Origin of the sequence: Pseudarthrobacter raffinosi (genome assembly GCF_023913735.1) — a bacterium.
Classification (GTDB): Bacteria; Actinomycetota; Actinomycetes; order Actinomycetales; family Micrococcaceae; genus Arthrobacter; species Arthrobacter raffinosi.
In genome coordinates this window covers 55,975-77,980 of sequence record NZ_JAMXBH010000017.1, presented here as the reverse complement: position 1 = coordinate 77,980, position 22,006 = coordinate 55,975, and the positions used below count along the sequence as shown (strand labels likewise).

Below are 22,006 nucleotides of genomic sequence, written 5' to 3'. Positions count from 1 at the left end.
ATCCCCAAGTTTACCGGGAGTTCGCGCCGCCGGCTCCCGGCGGACGCCCAGGCATAGACTCGGGCTGTGGAGACGTGGAAAGTTGAAGCGGAGGACGGCGGGCGCCTCGACGTGCACTCCTTCCGCACCCCCGCGGGGCTGGACCCGACGACGGCGGGACCTCCCGGCGTCGTACTCATCCACGGCACTTTGGTCACCGACGCCCTCTACCGGCCCTTTGCCCGGAATCTCAGCGTCCTGCTGGGCCGGCCGGTGCACTGCTACAATCGGCGCGGCAGGGCGGGGTCAGCCCCGCAGCCGGAGGACTATTCCGTGAAGACCGAAGTCAGTGACCTTGCCGCGGTCATGCGCCAGACCGGCGCGACGGATGTGGTGGCCCACAGCTACGGCGGCTTCGTGGCGCTGCAGGCGGCCCGGACCCTGCCCGTGGGCCGGCTGGTGACCTATGACGCCGCGGTGTCGCTGTCCGGAAACCTGAGCCACCGCTGGCGGCCGGAGCTTGAGGATGCCGTCACTGCGGGCCAGCTCAACCACGCCTGGGCGCACCTGGTCCAGGGCCTGGCCACGGCGGGCCCGCTGTCCTACCTCCCGCTCGGCGCGCTGCGAATGCTGAGCATCCTCTCGGCCAGGACCAACCTGGGCGCGGAGATGCGCCAGCTGCTGCCCACGGCCGTCACCGAAATGCGTGCCGTACTCGACGCCGAAGCCGAACTGGACCATTTCACCGCCCTCACCACCCCCGTCCTGATGCTCAGCGGCGGCTGGAGTCCGGCGTATTTTGCCGAGACGGGGCGGCAACTGGCGGCCGCCGTGCCGTCCATCACCTTCCAGGTGGTCCCCGGCCAGCTGCACGAGGGGCCCATCCGTCCCGGCAAGGGGCTCGCCGTACGGATTGCCCGGTTCATCAGCGGCAGCGACGGCCAGGCCCGGAAGCTGGGGAGGCGCCGGTAGGTCGCTTCGCCGATGGGGAGCTTTGCCGCGCGCCTAGGATGAGGAGCGTGAAAGAACAGGAAGTCCCCACGCACGACGGCGGCAGGCTGGCTTTGTACAGCTACGGAACCGAGGATGCGCCGGGAGAGCGCCGGGTAGTGGTCATCGGCGGTGCATTCCTCACCGCCCTGATCTACCGGCCGTTCTCGATGGCATTGGCCGACGGGCTGGGCGACGGGTGGGCCGTGGATGTCTATGACCGGCGCGGCAGGGGCAACTCCACCGAGCAGCCGGCCGACTACTCCATGGCCACGGAGATCGCCGATGTCCGCACGGTCATGGATGCCACGGGCGCCCGCAACATCCTGGGCCACAGCCTCGGCGGATCGGTTGCCCTGAACGCCGTCCAGGAGTTCGCGGGCACCCCGCACGAACCGGACAAGCTGGCGGTCTACGACGCGGCCGTCAACATCGACGGCAGCGTCGACATGTCCTGGCTGGACGATTTCGAGGCTGCGGTGAACGCCGGCAAGGTGGGGCATGCCATGGCCCGGATGAAAAAAGGCATGCAGCCGGGCACTGCGCTTTCAAAGATCCCCGAGCCGGTCCTTGCGGGGCTGATGGCCGTGGTGTCCCGCACGAAGGTGAACAAGATGCTCCGGGAGCTGATGCCCACGGGCGTGGGCGAACTGCGCGCCGCGTATGACGAAGCCGAGCATGCCAGGAACTTCGCCGTCCTGCCCGCCAACACGCACTTTATGGTGGGCGGCAAGAGCCCGAGCTACTACAAGGTCACGGCCCAGCGCCTTCATGCTGCCGTCCCGGGGAGCACGTTCGAGCTCTCACCCAAGGGCTTCCACGGCTCCATTCCCGCCGCGGTGAAGGAACTTGTCACTGACATCGCGGAATACTTCAGGGGCTAAGGCTTTCCGCAGGTTGCTCGGCTAGGCTCGGATCATGACGAGCGAGAACATCAAGACCCCCGACGGCGGCACGCTGGAGCTCTACTCCACGGGTGCTGAACTGGCGTCCGCCGGCTCCGGCGTGGTTGTGGTCCCGGCCTCCATGGTGACCGCCGCCGACTACACAAAGTTCGCCCAGAAGCTCAGCGCCGCCTTGGGCCGCCCGGTCCACACGTTCAACCGCAGGGGCCGGGGTTCGTCGTCGCCGCAGGCCGAGGATTACACGCTGGACGCGGACATCCGGGACCTGGACGCCGTTATGAAACACACGTCCAGCACGGACGTCTTTGGCCACAGCTTCGGCGGCGCGGTGGCCCTGCACGCGGCCCGGACCCTTCCGGTGGAGCGGCTGGCCGTGTATGACCCGGCTGTGTCCGTGAACCACAGTGTGAAGGCCGACTGGACCACTGAATACGAACGCGCCACGGCTGCCGGGGACGACGACCGCGCCCTGGCCGTGCTCACCAAGGGCCTGGAGACCGGCGCCTTCTCACGGATGCCGCTGTCCATGCTCACCATCGCCAACAAGCTCACCGCCGGCACCCACGTAGGCAAGCAGCAGCGTGAACTGATGCGCACCGGCGTCCGGGAAATCAAAGCGATCATCGCCGCGGACATGCCAGCCGAGCCCTTCCTGGAACTGCCCCTGGAAACGCTGATTATTGTGGGCGAGAAGAGCCCCGCGTACTTCGGTGTTGCCTGCGGCCAGATCCACGACATCCTGACCGGCTCCAGCTACACCATCCTGCAGGGGGCCGGCCACGACGGCGTCCTCCGCGCCCCGGACAAGCTCATCACCGAGCTGAGCGACTTCTTCGCCGGCTAGCCTCCATCACTCCAACGCGGGTCACTTATCGCCCCATCCGGCGGTCCGGAAGGGCGCAATGTGACCCCGCGTTGGATTGGCGGTGTCCGCTAGTGGACGCCGTGGCCCGGGGCGGCGCCTTCTGTTTTGCGCATCATCGCGGAAAGTACGACGGCGGCGAGGGCTATGACGGTTGCCGTCAGGAACGCTGCGCTCATGCCGGCAACGAGGCCGGACGCGGCCGAGACGACGGCGAAAATGGATACCAGCAGCGCCGTGCCGGCGGCGCCGGCTACCTGCTGGGCGGTGCTCATGATCGCCGAGCCGTGCGAGTAGAGATGCGGCGGCAGCGGGTTCAGGCCGGTGGTAAATGCCGGGGTGAACAGCAGCGCCAGGCCGAAACTCAGCCCCACGTGGAGGGTGACGATCCACCAGACCGGAGTGCCGGCGTCGAGCGTTGTAAATTGCCACAGCGCCAGCACCATGAGTATGGAACCGGTGACGGTGAGCGGCAGCGGGCCCACTTTGTCGAACAGCCGGCCGATGAACGGGCCCAGCAGGCCCATCGCCAGCCCGCCCGGAAGCAGCGCGAGCCCGGTCTCCAGCGAACCCAGGCCGCGGATTTCCTGCAGGTAGAGCGGCAGCAGGATCACGCCGCCGAAGAGCGCCATCATGGCCACCACCATCAGCAGCACGGAGACCGTGAACATCCTGAAGTTGAAGGCGCGGAGGTCCAGCAGCGGGGCTTCGGCCTTCTGCAGCCGGAGCTGGCGGAGCACAAAGACCGTCAGGCTGGCGACTCCGATGACCAGCGCGGCGATGGCCACGGCGCTCGGACCGCTTTGGCCGCCGCCGATCTGGCTGAGACCGTACACCAGGCCACCGAAGGCAGGAACCGTCAGAAGTACGGAGAGGAAGTCGAGCTTGGTCTTCTCGGTTTCGCCCACGTTCGTCAGGTACTTGGCGCCGATGGCCAGCGCGGCCAAGGCGACCGGCAGGACAAAGACGAACATAAAGCGCCAGGTGAAGTGCTCCAGGATCAGCCCGGAGACTGTCGGCCCCATGGCCGGTGCCACGGAGATGGCGATACTGACGTTGCCCATCACAGCGCCGCGCTTGGCCAGTGGGACGAGGGTAAGGATGGTGGTCATCAGCAACGGAAGCATGATGGCCGTGCCGCCGGCCTGGACGATGCGGGCCAGGAGCAGGATCTCAAAACCTGGAGCCACTGCGGCCAGGGCGGTGCCGCCGGCGAAAAGTCCCATGGCCAGCATAAAGACGGCCCGCGTGGACAGGCTTTGGAGGATGAACCCGGTGGTGGGGATGACCACGGCCATGGTGAGCATAAAGCCGGTGGAGAGCCACTGAACGGTGGGCGCGTCCACGCCAAGGTCAACCATCAGCCGCTGCAGGGCAACATTCATGATGGTCTCGTTCAGGATCACCACAAAGGTCGCCACGAGCAAGGTGGCGATGATGGTCACCGATTCGCGGGACATCTTCTCCGGCACGGAGGACTTCGGCGCCGCAACCGGCCCGGGCCGCCCGGAGGCGTTCGAAGAGACTTCTATAGACATGGGTGTTCCCCCAGGGAGTAAGAATGAAGTGGCTCGCGAGCATCGTCGCTGCAGGTTCAAACACTCTACCGGCCGGAGTAATTCCGGCGAACAGGATTTTCTTCGGCACGGGCTTTTTCTGAGCGGTCGTTTTGGCTGGCCGGTGTGGTTTAATCAGCGCACTTAGTTATGAGTCGGGGCTGGGGCCTCTAGTGATGTTCGACCGCGCAAGCGGTCAGGCAGGAGCCCCAGTTGGACGCGTACTCCTCCGCATATCCGGCAGGCCGCCACTACCACGGCGCTGGCCGAAGCCCGTTGTCCCTGGTTCTTTCGGTGGCTGCCGCTTTGATGGTTTTGCTGGCTGCCGTCACTTCGGCCGTGGTCCGCTCTGAGGGCGTCACCGGAACCGTGAATGCCCCCTTCGCCGGGACCGGGCCGGTTGGCGCCATGGCCGCGGTTGGTGCAGGCGCCGAGGACGGGAGCATCGCGAGGATTATCAGCAGGGTCTCCGGCTTCCGCGTTGGCGTGGCCGTCGCGGATACAGCGGGCGGACCGGTCCGCACTTTTGGCGACACGGCGGCCTATCCTGCGGCCAGCACTGCCAAGCTCATCACCGCAGCGGCCTATCTCAAGCTTGTAGAGGCCGGTGAAGTGCGCCTCGATGAGACGCTGGGGAACTTCACTGCCGCGTTCCAGCTCAAGTCCATGATCAACAGCAGCAACAATGATTCCTGGCTTCTGTTGATGGACAGGCTCGGCTACCAGCGGCTGATCCAGTATGCCGCCTCGATTGGCATAGCCTACGATCCCGAAGACAACCGGCTGACTCCCGGGGAAGTGGCCCAGGTCCTGACGAAGCTGTACGCCGGACGGCTGCTTAACCCCATCAATACCGCACAGTTGCTGGGGTACATGCAGGAAACCAACAACGAGGAACTAATCCCCGCCGCCTCGGGGCCCGGCATTACCGTCTATCACAAATACGGCCAGCTTGGAGGAAACCTCCATGACGCAGCCCTTTTGGAACATGGCGGGACAACGTATGCGCCGGTGATCTTCACCGAAGGCGCCGATAGCACCGACGAGGCCGAACGGACCGAAATGATCCACGATCTGACGCGGGCAGTCGTCGGGACGCTCTTTCCGGCGGGATAGGCAAGGTGCTGTTGACTCCGTGCAATCCGGCGCTCGGCATTGAGGGAACGGAGCATTCGTGGGCAGGTGGCTTAAGTGTCCGCTCGCGCCGGGGCTTAAGTGACTGTGAGGCCGGGTGGTCAGCTGCGGTGGTGCTCAATCAGCCAGCTGGCCATCTGCTGGGCCCGCTTGGCCGCTTGGGTGTCCCCTTCGGTGGCTGAGACGATGGACCCCTTCATCAGGATGTGCCACGACCGGGCGAAATCCTCGGGGCGGTCCAGCCCGGCCTGCTCCGCGAGGGCCTGCACATGGCCCCTGATCCTGGCCAGGTAGTCAATGCTGGCCTGGCCCAGCGGATGGGCCGGGCCCATTTCCAGCAGGATGTTGATGAAGGAGCAGGCCTCGAAGTCGTCGCGCAGGAACCAGTCGCCGAAGACGTCGAAGATGGCAAGGAGCTGTTCAGTGGGGGTAGTGCCGCGCAGTTTGGCCTGGCCAACGATGGCATCAACTGTCCATACCTGGTCCCGCTGCTCCAGGAACGCCAAGACCAGTGCATCCTTGGACGGGAAGTGCCGGTAAAAAGTTGCCTTTGCCACGCCGGAACGTTCGATCAGTTCGTTAACCCCCACGTCCCGCACACCGCGGCGGGAAAACAGTTCGTAGGCTACTGCAAGGATCCGGCCCCGGGAATCGGCAGGAAGAAATGGCGCCTCGGCGGCTAACTCCGCAGGAGACAGCGCGGGTTCTGCAGTGTGGTCTGCATCGGAAATCATCGTACGAATAGTTTACTCCAAGGCGCAGACAGACCGGTCTTACTCGCTGTAGTGTTTTTCCCAGACGCAGTGCGATGACGCCGGCGGGACCCTCTAAAGCCCGTCGGCCTGGCGCAAGGAGGCCCCGATGTCAGCAGAGCGAACGTTCGATTTTATCCCGTGTGGCGACACTGACCCCTGGATAGAAAGCACCGATGCGTCCGCCGAGGTCCGGCACTTCGCGCGGGAATCCTTGCGGTGGCAGGCGCAGGAAATCATTGATGAAGTGCTCCGTGGAACGGCTCCCGGCGAGGAGCTGGCCCGGGCCAGGTTGCGCCGCTGCGTCGCCCAGAACCCGGGCAAGCCCGAACGTGCACTCCTTGAACAGCTGATGCTCAACCGCGACCTGCAGGGTGAATCAACGCAGTAACAGCCTGCCTTACAACGTGAGGCTGCGGTCCACAATGCGCCCGGCGGTCATGTGCAGGCTCTGGCTGTTGGCGCGGGCATGGTTCCGCAGCAGGTTGAATGCCGCGTCCATGTCCACCCCGGCGGTATGGGCAATGACGCCCTTGGCCTGCTCAATCAGCACCCGGGTGTTCAATGCCAGCTGCAGCTGCTCGTTGACCAGTACCGCTTCCCTGATGGTGCGTTCCTGCATAAGGCTGATAGTGGCGACGTCGGCAAGGGCCTGGCCGATCGCGGCATCCTCTGCAGTCAGGAAACCCTCCCGGGCCCCGAACAGACCCATGGCCCCGATAATCCTGCCGTGAACGCGCATGGGCACAGCATGCACGGAGCGGAAGCCCTGCGACAGCGCGGCTTGGCGAAAACCCAGCCACTTGGTAAGCCCGGCAATGTCGTCCACTGAGACTGCCGACCCTGTCACGTAGCACTCAACGCAGGGACCGGCTCCGGCTTGAAGCTGGAGCACCTCGACGAGTTGGCTCTGCTCGCTGGTGGATGCGACAACCTGCAGTTCTCCGCTGGGATCGGCAAGCAACAGACCCGCGGCTGCGACGTCAAGGAGACCCACGGATTCCTCCACCAGGATATGCAGAAGATCCACGACGTCGTAGTCGGCCACCAGCGTGTCAGTGAGCTTGACGAACGCCGCACTGGCGCGCTCGGCGCGGGTACTGGTTACCATGGCCCTATTTTACTGCAGGGCAGATCCGCTGGCCCCACCCTTGTCGGTGTCGAAGCTGAGCCTTCTTTCGAGCACAGCGGCGGCCGTCTCCCCCAACGTGAGGTCATTGGCAAAAGCGTAGGCACGCAACAAAAGCAAGGATTCCGCTGCCGTAGCACCAGACTGCGCCAGTACCATCCCGGTGGCCTGGTGGATCTCGCGGCGCGACATAAGCGCCGGCTCCAGGGCTGGATCCGTATCCGTTGAGCTGAGGCTCAGGATCTTGCGCAGGAGGTACCAGGAAGTCTGCCCGGCAAGTACGGCCGCCATCGACTGGTCCGACCGGTTCAGGTTTCCACGAACGGCGTGATACAGCTCAACAACACCGAGGTCCATCGCGCCTACTGTGAGTGGAAAAACGAACAGCGCGGCTGCGTCCGTCCCGGCGATCGCCTGCCGGAACATGGGCCATTCGTCGTCGGCTGTGGACTGTGCGTCGGGGATCAGCACGGGCAAGCGGGTCTTGTGGGCCCGCCACCGCGGGCCTTCGCCGAGGTTGAACTGCAGTTCGTCCAGGCGGGCGGCGAGTTCGTCGCTGGCGGAGACCAGGGTCTCCGCGGCAGAGCCGCCGAAGAGGGACACCGCGGCACCCGTTATGGGCAGCTTCTCCAGATATGGAGCACACACGTTCTGGTCACCGGCAACCATATCGGGTGCAATGTCCATGGTGAGCCTCTGATCCCTGAATCATCCCGCAGTGAAAGATCCGGCGGCAGGCTGAACCGGAACGGCGGAGTTGTCACTTCAAGGATACAGATTGCGGCGAACCCGCCCGTCGTCGCCGACCGGGCCTCAGTCCGGCCCTTCCTGTCCGTTGGCATTGGCCATCTCTGAGGTGACCATCAGGTGGTCACGCAACGCCCGTTCCGGTGCGCCCGGGTGGGCGGCCACACACCTGCGAAGGCGCCATTTGACGTCAGCCAGATCCGGTGCCGGGTCCTCCAAGATCGAGTAGATAATTTCGTAGGCCTGCCATCCGATCGGCGTGAATCCGTCAGCTGCGACGTGGTTGGCCATCGCCCCCTCCACCTTAGGGATCGTGGCGCTCACGGGTCTCGCCGAAAAGTACGGCCTCGCTGACCATAACGGTATAGGTGTCGTGTGCGTGGCGGGTTACCAGAATCCCGCACAGGCCAGTGCTGGAGGCAAACTGGCGGGCCATGTCAACGGCCGAATTCAAATAGTCGTCCAGGACGGACGCGTGATTCACTTTGACGAGATAGGACAGCCCGTCATCGATTGTGCGGATCATTGGATTCGCTCCTGACTTGAGCGTGGCCGGTAGGCCACGGGGATAGGGAATACACGCGAGCATCCCGCTTGCCGTGTATGCGGCTGCGCCGGGCAGACAGGAGCCGGGCAACACAAAAGGCCGAGGATAACTGCGGAAGAAGTTTGGGGTGCCCTGCGTGAAATTTGTCCTCCTGGAGTACGCCGACATAAGGCGATGCCAGGGTCTGGGGCAACAAGTTCAGCATAGCCCATGCCGAGACAGACGGACAGGAATCCGAGGCCTTGCGCGCCCCGGAAGCGGACCCTACATGTCAGCTGCTCAGCGGCACGTTGTCGATCAGCCGGACCGGCCCCACCTTGGCGGCGATGAGAGCCAGGCCTTCGCCGCGGAACGGGACTTTCCGGCAGTTCTCGGCCAGCGGCTCAAGGGTGAGCGGATCCACGACGTCGAAGTAGTCCAGTCCCACCAACGACTGCGATTCAACCATGGCCCGGGCCGATTCCAGATCAAGCGGCTGGTGGGCAGTTGCCCGCTCCGCCAGGAGCCGCAGCGCCCGTGACAACACCAGGGCGGCCTCGCGCTCCTCTGCGGAGAGGAACCGGTTGCGGCTGGAAAGGGCCAGCCCGTCCGCGGACCGGACGGTGGGCACGGCAACAATTTCGACGGGGAAATTCAGGTCCGCCACCATACGGCGCACCAGCGCCAGCTGCTGGGCGTCCTTTTGCCCGAAATAGGCCCGATAGGCCGGCAGTCCCCCGCCGCCTGAGGCAAAAGCACCGGCCGGTGGAAGCCCTGCGCCGGGGATGCCGTAGTGCAGCAGCTTGGCAACCACGGTGAGGGCCCCGTCGAAATGGCCCGGCCGTGTGGCGCCTTCCCACTTTTCCCCCAGGGTGCCGGCGGTCACGCGGACCAGCGGCTCGCCGCCGGGATAGACCTCTTCCACCGGAGGCGCAAACACGAGGTCCACGCCCTGTTCCTCAAGCAGGGCAAGATCGGCGTCGAGCGTGCGCGGGTACCGGTCCAGATCCACCGCATCGCCGAACTGGAGCGGGTTCACAAAGATGGACGCCACCACTACGTCGTTCTGTTCGACGGCGGTGCGCGCCAGCCGGGCGTGGCCTTCATGCAGCGCGCCCATGGTGGGCACCAGGCCCTGGGACCTGCCCGCCTTCTGTGCGAGCAGCCGGGCACTCGCCTCCCTGAGCTCTGCGGCCGTTGTCACCAGTTGCGTGGCCATGTCAGTTTCCCTCTTCCAGGGCCGCGCGGAGGGCCCCCACTTGATCCTCTTTGAGCAGCCCCCGGCTGCTGGCCCGCCGTGCCGTGGCACGGGCCATGGCGACGTAAGCCTCCAGCACATCGCCGTGAGCACCGGCGTCGTACTCCCTTAACGCCTCGGCGTGGGCCGCCACTGTCCCCACATCGCCGCGGGCCACCGGCCCGGTCAGCGCCGATTCGCCGGAAGCGAGCGCGTTCTCCAGCGTGGCCCGCAGCAAAGGCCCCAGCATCCGCTCCGGCGCGTCGACGCCAACGTCGCGGAGCAGCTGCGAAGCCTGCGCCACCAGGGTGACCATATGGTTCGAGCCATGGGCGAGGGCCGTGTGATAAAGCGCCCGGTCCCCCTCCGCGATGGCCACGGGTTCGGCACCCATCTCCACCACTAGCGCCTGGGCAATGGGCAGCATCGCGGCATCAGCGGTCACGCCAAAGGTGCAATCCAGCAGTCGTGTCAGGTCCAGGCTCATCCCCGTGAACGTCATGGCGGGGTGCAGTGCAAGGGGGATGGCTCCGGCGGCGCGCACCGGGCGAAGCACCCCCACGCCGAACCTGCCCGAGGTGTGCGCCACAATCTGTCCGGGCTGCCACGCCCCGAGTTTGGCGAGTCCGTCCACCAGTCCGGCCAAGGCGTCGTCGGGCACGGCCAGAAGCACCAGTTCAGACCGTTCCACAATCTCCTGGATCTCCAGGATGGGCACGCCGGGCAGCAGCGTCTCCGCCCGTTCACGGCTGGCCTCGGACACCGCAGAAACCCCGACGACGGCGTGCTCGGCTGAGCGCAACGCCGCACCAAGGACGGCGCCCACTTTCCCGGCACCGATGATTCCGACGCCAAGGCGCCCGGGCTTAGCCACGTTGCGGGCCTTCCTGTGGGGGTCTGGTTTCGGCAGGCCCAACCACCGGACTAGCGGGTTCGACAGGCTCAATCACCGGAGCTGGCTCAGCCACCGGAGCGGGCGCCACCGTTGCCAGCCATTGTTCACTGGTCTGCCGCTTGCGGGCGAGCCGGGCGCGGGCGGACTGGGCATCAAAAAGGCCCCGGGCCTCGTCAAGTCCGGCCTGGGTGAGCCGTGGCGAGACCGGCCCCGCCGTGGTGTGCAGGACAAGGTCCGCCACACGGAACCGCCGGGCGAGCGGACCCTGGTGCAGTGCCATTGACTGGGTGCGCTGGTGCGGGACCACCACCAGTTCCCGCCACCACCGGCCCGAGCGGATCAGCAGGGCGGTGTCAGTGGTGGCGAAGCCATTGCGGCGCCAGCCCAGCGGCGCGAGGAACCTGCCGCGGTGCGGCGTGGTGACAAATCCGCCGTCGGAATCCAGCCCCGTGAGCCCGGCAGCGAAGGTCCGGCCGGGCTCTGGTGTGCCGGGATCCGGCAGCACGAGCGCGAGCATGGACATCACGTCGGGCAGCTTGCCTACGGGCAGCAGTGTGGTCCGGGACGCTGTCTCGCCGTTGCTCCCGACTGCGCCGTACCCGGCCACGTTGACCTGGATCCGGTACCAGCCGAACATCCGCCATAGTGGGGACTGTGCCACTTTCAGCGCCTGGACCCTGCCCGGGGGCAGCGTCTGCGCCTGCGTGTCCAAGAGCCCGTAGCGGAGCCGGATCCCGTCCGGCGAAATGGCGGCGGTGAAGTTGTAGCCCTTGTTAAAGAAGCCCCAGTAGCTGGCTGCGAGGCCCAGCACCGCCGGGATCAGGTAGAAAAAGAAGCTCCGGTTGTCCGTCACGGCGGACAGGATCACGGCGGCGATGCCGCCCACCACCACAAAAAAGCTCTGCTCACTGAGCAGCAGGGAACCGATAAGGCGCGACGGCGGCACGGAGAGCACCGGATATTCGGGCGCCTCGGGCGCGGCCCCCTGCGGCCGGGACGGGTCCGGGACCACGCCTGCGGCCCGTGCCAGGATGGTGGCCCGGAGCTGGCGGGCATCGTCCATCCGCAGGTACGCCAGTTTGACGGCCGATTCACCGGCGTCGGCCACCTCGAACTTGAGTTCGGCGAGGCCGAAGATCCTGGCCAGGAGGGGCTGCACGATGTCGATGGCCTGGACGCGGTCCAGCCGGGCCTGGCGCTGCTGGCGGAAGAGGAAGCCGGAGTTGACCCGGACGTACCCTTCGGCGACCTGGTACTTGGTGAAGTACCAGGTCAAGATGAAGCCCAGCACGGTCACCACAAGGACGATGCCGCCGCCGGCCACCAGCCAGGGTGCCCGGCCGGCGAAGTCCTCCTCGAACAGAGGACGGCCTTGCAGCAACCGTTCGAAAAAGTCCCGCCCGAAGAAGAAACCGATGGCCGCCAGGGCCACCCAGCCGCGCACAAATGGGGACGCCGGGTGCACACGCAGCCACTCGCCGTCGGGCGCCACCGGAACCGCAGTCGGTGCGCCGGCCTCCGGAACGTTTGACGTCACAGCCCTGCCAGCCTCGCTTCACCGCGGGCGGCGAGCTGCTCGCGCAGGCGTGCCCCTTCCGCAGCGGGCAGGCCGGGGATGGTGGCGTTGGTTCCGGGCGAGGCGGTGTGGAGTTTGAGCGTGCAGAGTCCCAGCCCGCGTTCCACCGGGCCTACGCCGATGTCCACGTATTGCATGCGGCCGTAGGGAACCGTCATGGTCCGTTGGAAAAAGATGCCGCCCCGGATCAGCAGGTCATCGTCGCGCTCGGCGTAACCGATGGCGCGCACCTGGCGCGGAATCAGCAGCAGCCGCCAGATGGCCAGAACCAGAGTCACCGCCGGGACGGTGATAGCCAGCCACAGCGGGGGCCAGCGCCACCAGCCGAGCAGGACAAGAACGAGGGGCAGGCTCAGGACGACCACCGTGACCAGATTCCCTATGGCCCACTGCACCAGCCGCACCGTGACGTATTTCGGGGATACCCGCTGCCAGGTAATGCCCGGCGGATCAATCGCCTCTGTACGCATATTCGCCTTCCCCTGCGGCTTCGCCGCGTACCCCGCGGCCGGGTTTCCCCTCACCGGGCGTTGCATCGGTGTCTTCGGGCGGGATCTTGCAGAACCGCTCCACCAGCAGGCCGACGACGATCATCACCAGACCGCCGGCAGCGATCGCGATTGCCACCCAGGTGATGTCCTGGTCGCTGCGCAGGTTCCAGATGCGCAGCTGGTCCAGGAAGATCCCCGCGTGCCAGCCCAACAGGACGGTGCCCGCGTAGGCGCACGCCTGGGCGAGCACCAGGGTCCTGGCGGCAAGGATCGGGTCCAGCGCCTTCTTGCGTTTGGTGCTGTTGCGCCACCGGAGCACGCGGATGCCAAGAACCAGTGTGATGGCAACAATCACGCCCATGGTGGCCAGCGCGGTGGCCGGAAGAACCGGCGTGGCCATGCTGTAGCGCGTGGTCACCACGGTGGCCGACCAGCCGGCCACGGTCAGGACCAGGCCGATCAGCAGCAGGCGGACAGGGTTGATGGGCTTCACTGGTTACTCGACCGCCCCGGCTGTGGGGACGCCGTCGTAATCGCCGAAACCGTCGAACGGGGCGAGGTCGCCAAAATCGGGGGCGCGGGTGGCCAGCTCGCTGATGCGTTCCCCGCCCAGGGTTGCCGCCGGCTCGATGAGGGACCACGGATACAGCACAAAGGCGCGTCCGGCGGCACGCGGGTGCGGCAGGGTCAGCACCGGGTCGTCACTGGTGAGGTCGCCGTAGGTGATGATGTCGACGTCGAGTGTCCGGGGTCCCCAGCGCACTTCACGAACGCGGAGGTGCTTGTTTTCCACCGCCTGGCAGTGCTTCAGCAGCTCCGCCGGGGACAACGTGGTTTCCACGGTGATGATCATGTTCAGGAAGTCTGGCTGGCCGGCCGGGCCGCCAACGGCTTTGGTCTGCACCACCGGGGAAACGGCCTGCAGGCGCACCTCCGGCGGGTCCACCAGGTCAGCAACGGCCTCGGACAGGGTGTCGTTCCGCTCGCCCAGGTTGCTGCCGAGGGCAAGGACGGCTTTGGTGTACCCGGAGCTCATGACCGCTGCCCGTCCTGCCGCGCTTCTTGCCAGGCACTGTGTGTCCTGTTCCGGTGCACGCTGACAGCCACATCGCCGAAGGGCACCTCGATGGGCGCCTTGGGCTTGTGGACGGTGATGTCCACGGCCTGGATGCTGAATTCTGCGAGCAGGCCATCGGCGATCCGGACGGCCAGGGCCTCGATCAGGTTCAGCGGCTCCCCGGTGATCCAGTCCTTGATCCGCTCAGCCACTTCGCCGTAGTGGGCAGTGTCCCGGACGTCGTCGGATACTGCGGCTTTGGCGAAGTCCAGGTGCAGCACGGCGTCCACCACAAACGGCTGGCCCTCGCGGCGCTCGAAATCGAAGACGCCGTGATGGCCGACGGCGGTGACGCCGCTCAGCGTGATCTTGTCCATGGGTGCCCGGCCTAGGTGGTGGTAGGGGCGGCGGCCATCCGCGCGGCCACCTTGACGGCGTCAAGGCTTGGACCGACGTCGTGCACACGGACGGCCCAGGCCCCCCGGAACGCGCTGATCGCGGTGATGGCGGCCGTGGCGGACTCGCGTTCCTCCGGTGCGGCGGACTTGCCGGCGACTGTGAGGAGTGTGCCCAGGAAGCGCTTGCGGGAGGCGGCCACCAGGACCTTGTGCCCCAGGCTGTCCAGCTGGTCCAGGTGCTGCAGGAGCTCCCAGTTCTGGGCGTCGTTCTTGGCGAAGCCCAGGCCCGGGTCAACGATGATCTGCTCTTTGCTCACCCCGGCTGCGTAGAGCTTGTCGCGGACGCCGGCCAGTTCAGCCACCACTTCGCCGGCCACATCCTGGTATTCGGCCAGCGAGTTCATGGTGCGGGCGTCGCCGCGGCGGTGCGTGAGGACATACGGCACTTTGGACGCGGCTACGAGCTCGGCCATCTCCGGCTCGATGGTCAGCCCGGAAACGTCGTTGATGATGGCGGCGCCGGCCTTCAGGGCAGCAGCTGCCGTGGCGGCGTGGGTGGTGTCGATGCTGACCAGGGCGCCCGCTTTGACCAGGGCTTCGATGACGGGGATCACCCGGCGCTGTTCTTCCTCCGGGCTGACGTCCTCCGCGTCGGGGCGCGTCGATTCGCCGCCGACGTCGATGATGTCCGCTCCGGCGTAGAACATCCGCAGGCCCGCCGCGATGGCGGTGTCCGCCGTCGCATGCTTTCCGCCGTCGCTGAAGGAGTCCGGGGTGACGTTCAGGATGCCCATGACCAGGGTGCGGCCGGTGGGCAGGTCCGCGAATTTCGCGGCCGGGCGCGGTTTGCGCAGGATGGGCAGCGGAGATGTTGCGGGCCCGGTTCCCGGGGCTGCAGCGAGTGAGTCCATGGTCTGTTACTTACCTTCCGAGGATGAGGCTCATGGCTTCGGCACGGGTGGCCGGGTCATGAAGCTGCCCGCGGACCGCGCTGGTGACGGTCTTTGCTCCGGGCTTGCGGACACCGCGCATGGACATGCACATGTGTTCGCATTCGACAACGACAATCGCGCCACGCGGCTTGAGGTGGCTGACCATTGCTTCGACGATCTGCGTGGTGAGGCGCTCCTGCACCTGGGGGCGCCGGGCGTAGATATCCACGAGGCGCGCCAGCTTGCTGAGTCCGGTCACTTTGCCCTCGTGGGAGGGAATGTAGCCGACGTGGGCAACCCCGTGGAACGGCACCAGGTGGTGCTCGCACGTTGAGTAGAACGGGATGTCCTTGACCAGGACCAGTTCTTCGTGGTCCAGGTCGAAGGTGGTGGAAAGGACGTCCGCAGGATCAAGGTGCAACCCTGAGAACACCTCAGCGTAGGCCTTGGCCACCCGCCTGGGGGTGTCCACAAGGCCGCCGCGGTCCGGGTCCTCCCCGATGGCCAGGAGGATTTCACGGACGGCCGCCTCAATCCGGGGCCGGTCCACTTTCTCGTGCTTTTTGTGGTGGGATCCGTCCTCCGCCGGGTGTCCGGCGGAGGCGGGAGCGTCGTCGTCGTCGAAGTGAGTCACAGAAGAAAGCTTAGCCGTGCGTGGCGTCAGGCCCCGAGTCGGGGATGCCGCCCTGGAACGAGGCGTCATCCGGGACACCCTGCGGGTGCAGCGGCAGCGCGTCCAGCGGTTCCTCGAGACGGGCCTGCTTGGCTTCCTCCTGGGCTTCGCGCTCAGATTTCTCCAGGCGGGATTCCACGGGGCCGGCCTGCTGGACCGGACGGGTCTCCTTGGACAGCCACACCTCGCGGAAGTCACGCTTGCGGATGTCCGTGAAGATGTGCGCGATCTCAGCCTGGTTGAGGGTCTCCCGTTCCAGGAGTTCCAGGGCCAGCTGGTCCAGGACGTCCCGGTTTTCGGTGAGGATGGCGTAGGCCTCGTCATGCGCCTGGTCGATCAGGCGGCGCACTTCCTCATCCACCACGTAGGCGATCTGGTCCGAGTAGTTGCGCTCGTGCCCTGCGTCGCGGCCCAGGAAGGGTTCGCCGCCGCCCTGGCCCAGGCGTACCGCGCCGACTCGTTCGCTCATGCCGTACTCGGTGACCATCTTGCGGGCCGTGGAGGTGGCCTTTTCGATGTCGTTGGAGGCTCCCGTGGAGGGATCGTGGAAGACGATCTCTTCCGCCACGCGGCCGCCCATCGCGTAGGCCATCTGGTCCAGCAGTTCGTTGCGGGTGATGGAGTACTTGTCGTTCTCCGGGACCACCATGGTGTAGCCCAGGGCGCGGCCGCGGGGCAGGATGGTGATCTTGGTGACCGGCGCCGAGTTCCGCAGGGCTGCCGCCACCAGGGCGTGTCCGCCTTCGTGGTACGCGGTGATCTTGCGTTCGTGTTCCTTCATCACGCGGCTGCGCTTCTGCGGGCCTGCCATGACGCGGTCGATGGCCTCGTCCAGGGCGCGGTCATCGATGAGGTTGGCGTTGGAGCGTGCGGTCAGCAGGGCGGCCTCGTTCAGGACATTCGCGAGATCCGCGCCGGTGTAGCCGGGGGTTTTCTTCGCGACCGCCTTGAGGTCAACGCCCGGGGCCATCGGCTTGCCCTTGGCGTGCACCTGTAGGATCTGGTCGCGGCCGATCAGGTCCGGGGCGTCCACCGAGATCTGGCGGTCAAAACGGCCCGGACGCAGCAGGGCCGGGTCCAGGACGTCGGGGCGGTTGGTGGCCGCAATCAGGATGACGTTGGTTTTAACGTCGAAGCCGTCCATTTCAACCAGCAACTGGTTGAGGGTCTGCTCACGTTCGTCATTGCCGCCGCCGATGCCGGCACCGCGGTGACGGCCGACGGCGTCGATCTCGTCGACAAAGATAATGGCCGGAGAGTTGGCTTTGGCCTGTTCAAAGAGGTCGCGGACACGGGACGCGCCCACGCCGACAAACATTTCCACGAAGTCCGAGCCGGAGATGGAGAAGAACGGCACGCCGGCCTCACCGGCGACGGCACGGGCCAGGAGGGTCTTGCCGGTTCCCGGAGCGCCGTAGAGCAGCACGCCCTTGGGGATCTTGGCGCCCACGGCCTGGAACTTGGCCGGTTCCTGCAGGAACTCCTTGATTTCCTGGAGCTCCTCCACAGCCTCGTCCGCGCCGGCAACGTCAACGAAGGTCACCTGCGGCATGTCCTTGTTGACCATCTTGGCCTTGGACTTGCCGAACTGCATGATCTTCGAGCCGCCGCCCTGCATCCGGGTCATCAGGAACCAGAACAGTGCACCAAGCAGGATGACGGGGATCAGCAGCGAGAGCAGGCCGGAGAACCAGTTGCTTTCAATCGGCTGGTCCGTGTAGCCATTGGCGGGCTTGGCGGCTGTGACGGCCTTGACGACGTCGATGGCGCGGGCGTCGACGAAGTAGAACTGGACGCTCTTGCCCTTGTCCTGACCGTCGACCTGCAGGGTGTCTTTCAGGACCAGGTCAACGCGGTTTTCGCCGTCGAAGATCTTTGCCTGCTCCACCTTGCCGCTGTCGGCGAGGAGCTCGAGGCCCTTGTCCGTGTCGATCCGTGCCGCACCACCGGGAGCCAGTGTTGCAAAGGCCACGAGAAGCATGGCGATCACAACAACGATCCAGATGCCCGGGCCCTTGAAGAAACTCTTAGCTTTCATCTGTTCGGGGGCTGGCCCCGTCCCTCCTGGTAGTGCTGCACGGCGAATGGTCTGCGCGCGTGTGATGCTGCATCAGCTACTAGCTATACACCGTTCGGAGTAATTCACGCACGGTGCTGCGCAAAAGTTCCCTCTGGGCGTAGCGGGATGTGGGAGGCAAACGGGACTCCCCAGATCAGCCAACGGATCAGCGCGCGGGCGCCGCCACCGAATCGCGCAGTACCGGCGGGCAGTCCAGGATGGTCGGGTGGAGCGCCATGAGGGCCAGGTCCGTCTTGCCCTCGATGGCGTCGATCAGGTTCTCGGCCGCCCAGGCACCCATTTCGTAGTGCGGCAGGGCCACCGTAGTCAGGCCCGGGTACAGGTTTGCCGCGATGAGTTCCTGGTCATCGAAGCCCACCACAGACAAGTCCCCGGGGATGGACAGCTCCAGCTCCGCAGCGGCCCGGTAGGCGCCCATGGCCATCCGGTCGTTGTAGCAGAACAGCCCGGTGGGCCTGTCTTCACGCCCCAACATCCGGCGGACCGCCGCATAGCCTCCCTGCACTTCGGAGAGCTCCGACTCGACAGGTGCCGCGTCGCCGTCGAGGCCAGGAGGATTCCGACGGCGGTGCGGGCACCGCCCTCCTCGTCGGGCACCACGGCCGTGATGCCGCCGCCGGTGCTGACGGAGTCCACCAGCACCGCCGGTACGCTGCCAAGGTTGACGGGCAGCTGCACGTGGCGGTGGTACATGGTGGCGTAAAGGATGCCATCAACCCGGCGCTCCAGGAAGGCCTCGACGTCGGCATCCCTGGATTCGGGGCTCGCGGATCCGGACGTATTGATGATCATCAGGTTGTAGCCGCGGGCACGGGCGGCCTCGTCCGCGCCCAGGATGATGCGACCTGCATGGAGTGTGGTGGCGATATCCTCGCTGACCAGGCCCAGCATTCCGGTCCGCCGGGTGCGGAGCGCCTGGGCCAGGCGGTTAGGGCCGTAGCCGAGCTGCTCAGCGGCGGACTTCACCTTGTCCCTGGTTTCCGGGCTGATCCGTGCGTACGACACGTCATTCAGGACATGGGAGACCGTGGTAACAGACACCCCGGCGGCGACTGCTACGTCCTTGATCCCAATGTTCTTGTTGCTCAACGGTCTCCCACGTCCTCTGCAATGCAGCGAGATGGCATTTCACGGCAGCGTCCGTTGGTGCGACTGCCGTGAAATGCCATCTCGGCGAGAGTGGCTACTCGTAAACGTGCGGGGCGAGAGTGGCTACTCGTAAACGTGCGGGGCGAGCGTGCCCACGAAGTCCAGGTTGCGGTACTTCTCGGCGTAGTCCAGGCCGTAGCCCACCACGAACTCGTTGGGGATGTCGTAGCCGACGTACTTGACGTCGATCTCCACCTTGGCGGCCGTGGGCTTGCGGAAGGCGGTGCAGATCTCCACGGAAGCGGTGCCGCGGGATTCCAGGTTGGTCTTGAGCCAGGACAGGGTCAGGCCGGAGTCAATGATGTCCTCGACGATCAGGACGTCCTTGCCCATCAGGTCCGTGTCCAGGTCCTTGAGGATCCGGACAACACCCGAGGACTGGGTGCCGGAGCCGTAGGAGGACACTGCCATCCAGTCCATCGAAACGTGGCTGTGGAGCGCGCGGGCGAGGTCGGCCATAACCATCACAGCGCCCTTGAGTACACCGACCAGAAGGATTTCGCGGCCTTCGTAGTCCTTGTCGATCTGCGCAGCGAGCTCAGCGATCCGCTGTTGGATCTGTTCCTTGGTGTAGAGAACGTGCTTGAGGTCTGCCTGGACGTCGTTTGAATCCACCAATGGCTCCTGTGTAGATGCGGGGTGCGACTATTCTTGGGGCGGTTTTTGAGGCCGGAATACTAGCTTCCCACAGCGGGCCGCTTCACGGGGAACGGGGGCGCCGCCGTCGGGACCGTCGGGCCGCGTTTCCGCAGCGTCCCGCTGGGCCAGCTCGGCGAGGGACAGCCGGTACACGCTCACACCGCCAGGCAGCTCCACGGGACCGGCGGAACCCTGCCGGCGCAGCAGCGCTTCCGCTGCCAGAAGGCGCTGGTAGCTGGGCTGTTGGCCCCCGACGTCGGCCGCTGCCTTGGCGATGACCCGGAACCTGATGGCCGGGGAAAGTTCCCCCAGAGCCTCCTCCGGGAGGCTGACCTCCGGTCCGGACCGCTCGGCCAAGGCTGCAAATGTGCGATCTGCCACGTCCTCCAGATAGTCGGCGTCCAACTGCAGGATGGACGCGGTCCGGGCCAGGGATTCAGCCACGCCGGGCCCGAGTTTTTCCTCGAGCATCGGCAGCACTTCCACCCGGGTCCGGGAGCGGGCAAACGACGGGTCTGCATTGCTGGGATCGTGCCAGGGCTCGAGGTCTTCGACATCGCAGATCTCCAGGGTCTCTGCGCGGCGCAGGCCGAGGAAGGGCCTGAGCAACAGGCCGCGGGCTGGCCGCATTCCAGCCAGCGAGCGCGTGCCGGAGCCGCGGGCAAGACCCAGCAGGACCTGTTCGGCCTGGTCGTCCAGCGTGTGGCCGAGCAGGATGGCCGCGGCTCGGTGCTCGTGGGCCGCAGCCTCCAACGCTGCATGGCGGGCATCCCGGGCGGCGGCCTCCGGGCCCATCCCGGTGCTGGCGACGGTGACGGTCCGGAGGTCCACCGGGGAAAGACCCAGTTCCTTCAGTGTCTGGACTGTGGCCGCAGCCACCTGGGCCGAGCCCTCCTGCAGCTGGTGGTCAACCACGACGGCGCCGACCGTCAGTGGGTACCCGTCAACGTGGCCGCGGCGGGCAAAATAGGCTGCCACCGCCGCGAGGGCCAGCGAATCCGGTCCACCACTGCAGGCCACCAGCACGTGGGCCGGATAGCCGGCGTCCGCCAGGGCGTTCTGGACCATTTTGCGCGCCTTGCCGACGACGGGCGCAAGCCGGCCGGGCCGTCGTCGTCCGCTTGAAGCCGTGCGGGCGTCCGGCACCTTTGGGGCGTGCGGCACCTATAGGCCCATCCGGTCAACCCACAGCTTGGGATCGTGGATTTCAGGCTCGGTGGGAAGGTTATCCGCGGATTCCCACACCCTGTTGAAGCCCTCCATGCCAACCAGCTCCACTACGGCGCGGACAAACTTGGCGCCGTCGGAATACTGGCGCATCTTGGCGTCCAGGCCAAGGAGGCTGCGGATGAATTTCTCCATCACGCCGCGGTCTTTGCCACGGTCGGTGAAGCGCTGCCGGATGGTCCTGACCGAGGGGACGATGCTGGCGTCGACGGCGTCCATCACCACGTTGGCGTGGCCCTCCAGCAGGCTCATCACTGCCGTCAGGTGCGACAGGGACGCCTTCTCCTCGGGGTTCTGCAGCAGGTCCAGGATGGCGCCGCGGCCGGGCGTATTGCCGGTGGCGGTCCGGTCCTTGAGGGAACGCGCGGCGGCGGAGGCACGCTCCATCAGCGAATCAACGTTGCCCAGCAGGTGCCCGCTGAGGTTGTCGATCTCGGAAAGCATGTGGTGGCGGAGCCAGGGCGCAGCCGCGAACTGCACCCGGTGCGTCTGCTCGTGCAAGCAGACCCAGAGCCTGAAATCCTCCGGCGTGACGTTGAGCTCGCGCTCCACAGCCACGATGTTTGGCGCCACAAGCAGCAGCCGGCCAGCCGCGGGCGCGTTGGAACCTTCGGCGAGCGCGGCGAACGGATCGTACTGGCCCAGGACTTTGCTGGACAGGAACGCCAGGACAGCGCCGAGCTGGCTGCCCGTGATGGCGCCGCTGACGCTGGCCGCCGCCGGGCTGACGTTGCCGCGGCGGCTTTCGAGCATTTTATCCATGGCGGGTTTGAGCATCACGGCGAAGCTCTGTGTGTTTGCCTTGGCCCAATTGGCCCGGTCCACCACCAGGACAGAGGAGTCGCGCAGGTCCCGCGCGGCTTCGAGGCCCGTGATTTCGTGGACGTGCGGGACGGAGGCGTCGGCGAGGCGGCGCAGGCTGTCCACGGCTTCGCCGATTTCCGCCGAGTTGAGGGTTGGCCCCGCGGAGGCCAGCCGGGCCGCCGTGGACGCGGCCAGGTCCCAGTTGATCAGGGCCGGGGCCGGGCTGGATGATGCCGGGGCTGACGAATCACGCACAGTGGACTCCATA

24 protein-coding genes and 1 pseudogene are annotated in these 22,006 nt (G+C 66.2%); 5 read left to right on the top strand and 20 right to left on the bottom strand.

All coding sequences use genetic code 11. The features are described from left to right. Positions 1-66 precede the first annotated feature (66 nt). Genes NG698_RS15910 through NG698_RS15900 form a run of 3 tightly spaced genes read left to right on the top strand, consistent with a single transcriptional unit; the run spans position 67 to position 2,718 of the window. A complete protein-coding gene (locus NG698_RS15910) occupies positions 67-951 on the top strand; it encodes an alpha/beta fold hydrolase (protein WP_252610931.1) in 885 nt (294 codons plus the stop codon). Positions 952-989: 38 nt separating this feature from the next. Beyond that, positions 990-1,853, top strand: coding sequence for an alpha/beta fold hydrolase (locus tag NG698_RS15905; RefSeq protein ID WP_256471135.1), 864 nt, complete (start codon positions 990-992; stop codon positions 1,851-1,853). A gap of 34 nt (positions 1,854-1,887) precedes the next feature. Next, complete coding sequence (locus tag NG698_RS15900; RefSeq protein ID WP_252610929.1) at positions 1,888-2,718, top strand: alpha/beta fold hydrolase; 831 nt, start codon at positions 1,888-1,890, stop codon at positions 2,716-2,718. A gap of 89 nt (positions 2,719-2,807) precedes the next feature. Here NG698_RS15900 and NG698_RS15895 read toward each other — a convergent pair whose 3' ends face one another. After that, positions 2,808-4,274, bottom strand: a complete 1,467-nt coding sequence (locus NG698_RS15895) for a DHA2 family efflux MFS transporter permease subunit (protein WP_252601736.1) — start codon at positions 4,272-4,274, stop codon at positions 2,808-2,810. Positions 4,275-4,505: 231 nt separating this feature from the next. Here NG698_RS15895 and NG698_RS15890 point away from each other — a divergent pair, with 231 nt between their 5' ends. Then, positions 4,506-5,408, top strand: coding sequence for a serine hydrolase (locus tag NG698_RS15890; protein ID WP_252610927.1), 903 nt, complete (start codon positions 4,506-4,508; stop codon positions 5,406-5,408). Positions 5,409-5,527: 119 nt separating this feature from the next. Here the strand turns inward: NG698_RS15890 and NG698_RS15885 are convergent, their stop codons facing one another. After that, the gene (locus tag NG698_RS15885; protein ID WP_252601742.1) at positions 5,528-6,160 is read right to left on the bottom strand and encodes a TetR/AcrR family transcriptional regulator; all 633 of its coding nucleotides are present in this window, start codon (positions 6,158-6,160) and stop codon (positions 5,528-5,530) included. A 127-nt stretch (positions 6,161-6,287) separates the two neighbouring features. Here NG698_RS15885 and NG698_RS15880 point away from each other — a divergent pair, with 127 nt between their 5' ends. Further along, a complete protein-coding gene (locus tag NG698_RS15880; RefSeq protein WP_252610925.1) occupies positions 6,288-6,569 on the top strand; it encodes a hypothetical protein in 282 nt (93 codons plus the stop codon). A 9-nt stretch (positions 6,570-6,578) separates the two neighbouring features. Here the strand turns inward: NG698_RS15880 and NG698_RS15875 are convergent, their stop codons facing one another. From NG698_RS15875 to NG698_RS15790, 18 genes and pseudogenes are all read right to left on the bottom strand, one after another. Then, entirely contained in the window at positions 6,579-7,289 is a 711-nt protein-coding gene (locus tag NG698_RS15875) for a GAF and ANTAR domain-containing protein (RefSeq protein WP_252601747.1), read from the bottom strand. Between the two features lie 9 nt (positions 7,290-7,298). Beyond that, a complete protein-coding gene (locus tag NG698_RS15870) occupies positions 7,299-7,994 on the bottom strand; it encodes a GAF and ANTAR domain-containing protein (RefSeq protein WP_252610923.1) in 696 nt (231 codons plus the stop codon). A gap of 126 nt (positions 7,995-8,120) precedes the next feature. After that, the gene (locus tag NG698_RS15865) at positions 8,121-8,378 is read right to left on the bottom strand and encodes a hypothetical protein (protein WP_252601751.1); all 258 of its coding nucleotides are present in this window, start codon (positions 8,376-8,378) and stop codon (positions 8,121-8,123) included. Continuing rightward, the gene (locus tag NG698_RS15860) at positions 8,359-8,580 is read right to left on the bottom strand and encodes a hypothetical protein (RefSeq protein WP_252610921.1); all 222 of its coding nucleotides are present in this window, start codon (positions 8,578-8,580) and stop codon (positions 8,359-8,361) included. Before NG698_RS15860 ends, NG698_RS15865 begins: the two co-directional genes overlap by 20 nt. 292 nt (positions 8,581-8,872) lie before the next feature. Then, positions 8,873-9,799: a 4-phosphopantoate--beta-alanine ligase gene (locus tag NG698_RS15855; protein ID WP_252610919.1), complete on the bottom strand. Its 927-nt coding sequence runs from the start codon at positions 9,797-9,799 to the stop codon at positions 8,873-8,875. Position 9,800: 1 nt separating this feature from the next. Beyond that, positions 9,801-10,691: a Rossmann-like and DUF2520 domain-containing protein gene (locus NG698_RS15850; protein ID WP_252610917.1), complete on the bottom strand. Its 891-nt coding sequence runs from the start codon at positions 10,689-10,691 to the stop codon at positions 9,801-9,803. Continuing rightward, on the bottom strand, positions 10,684-12,249 hold the full coding sequence (locus NG698_RS15845; RefSeq protein ID WP_252610913.1) for a PH domain-containing protein: 1,566 nt from the start codon (positions 12,247-12,249) through the stop codon (positions 10,684-10,686). The genes NG698_RS15850 and NG698_RS15845 overlap by 8 nt, the downstream gene beginning before the upstream one ends. After that, positions 12,246-12,758: a PH domain-containing protein gene (locus NG698_RS15840; RefSeq protein ID WP_104060168.1), complete on the bottom strand. Its 513-nt coding sequence runs from the start codon at positions 12,756-12,758 to the stop codon at positions 12,246-12,248. The genes NG698_RS15845 and NG698_RS15840 overlap by 4 nt, the downstream gene beginning before the upstream one ends. Next, the gene (locus tag NG698_RS15835) at positions 12,739-13,272 is read right to left on the bottom strand and encodes a DUF3180 domain-containing protein (RefSeq protein ID WP_252601763.1); all 534 of its coding nucleotides are present in this window, start codon (positions 13,270-13,272) and stop codon (positions 12,739-12,741) included. Before NG698_RS15835 ends, NG698_RS15840 begins: the two co-directional genes overlap by 20 nt. A gap of 3 nt (positions 13,273-13,275) precedes the next feature. Beyond that, complete coding sequence (folK, locus tag NG698_RS15830) at positions 13,276-13,815, bottom strand: 2-amino-4-hydroxy-6-hydroxymethyldihydropteridine diphosphokinase (protein ID WP_252601766.1); 540 nt, start codon at positions 13,813-13,815, stop codon at positions 13,276-13,278. Next, positions 13,812-14,213 (bottom strand): dihydroneopterin aldolase, encoded by a 402-nt coding sequence (folB, locus tag NG698_RS15825; protein WP_252601769.1) that lies wholly within the window; start codon positions 14,211-14,213, stop codon positions 13,812-13,814. Before folB ends, folK begins: the two co-directional genes overlap by 4 nt. A gap of 11 nt (positions 14,214-14,224) precedes the next feature. Next, positions 14,225-15,145, bottom strand: a complete 921-nt coding sequence (gene folP / locus NG698_RS15820) for a dihydropteroate synthase (RefSeq protein WP_252610910.1) — start codon at positions 15,143-15,145, stop codon at positions 14,225-14,227. Positions 15,146-15,155: 10 nt separating this feature from the next. After that, positions 15,156-15,800: a GTP cyclohydrolase I FolE gene (gene folE / locus NG698_RS15815; RefSeq protein ID WP_252601775.1), complete on the bottom strand. Its 645-nt coding sequence runs from the start codon at positions 15,798-15,800 to the stop codon at positions 15,156-15,158. 10 nt (positions 15,801-15,810) lie between these two features. Next, positions 15,811-17,877, bottom strand: coding sequence for an ATP-dependent zinc metalloprotease FtsH (gene ftsH, locus NG698_RS15810; protein WP_252601778.1), 2,067 nt, complete (start codon positions 17,875-17,877; stop codon positions 15,811-15,813). Between the two features lie 187 nt (positions 17,878-18,064). Continuing rightward, positions 18,065-19,008: pseudogene (locus NG698_RS15805) on the bottom strand (LacI family DNA-binding transcriptional regulator). A gap of 123 nt (positions 19,009-19,131) precedes the next feature. Further along, positions 19,132-19,683, bottom strand: coding sequence for a hypoxanthine phosphoribosyltransferase (gene hpt / locus NG698_RS15800; RefSeq protein WP_056347981.1), 552 nt, complete (start codon positions 19,681-19,683; stop codon positions 19,132-19,134). 30 nt (positions 19,684-19,713) lie between these two features. Further along, positions 19,714-20,775, bottom strand: coding sequence for a tRNA lysidine(34) synthetase TilS (tilS, locus tag NG698_RS15795; protein ID WP_252601781.1), 1,062 nt, complete (start codon positions 20,773-20,775; stop codon positions 19,714-19,716). 96 nt (positions 20,776-20,871) lie between these two features. Beyond that, positions 20,872-22,005 (bottom strand): Rv3626c family coenzyme F420 biosynthesis-associated protein, encoded by a 1,134-nt coding sequence (locus NG698_RS15790; protein WP_252601783.1) that lies wholly within the window; start codon positions 22,003-22,005, stop codon positions 20,872-20,874. Position 22,006 lies beyond the last annotated feature (1 nt).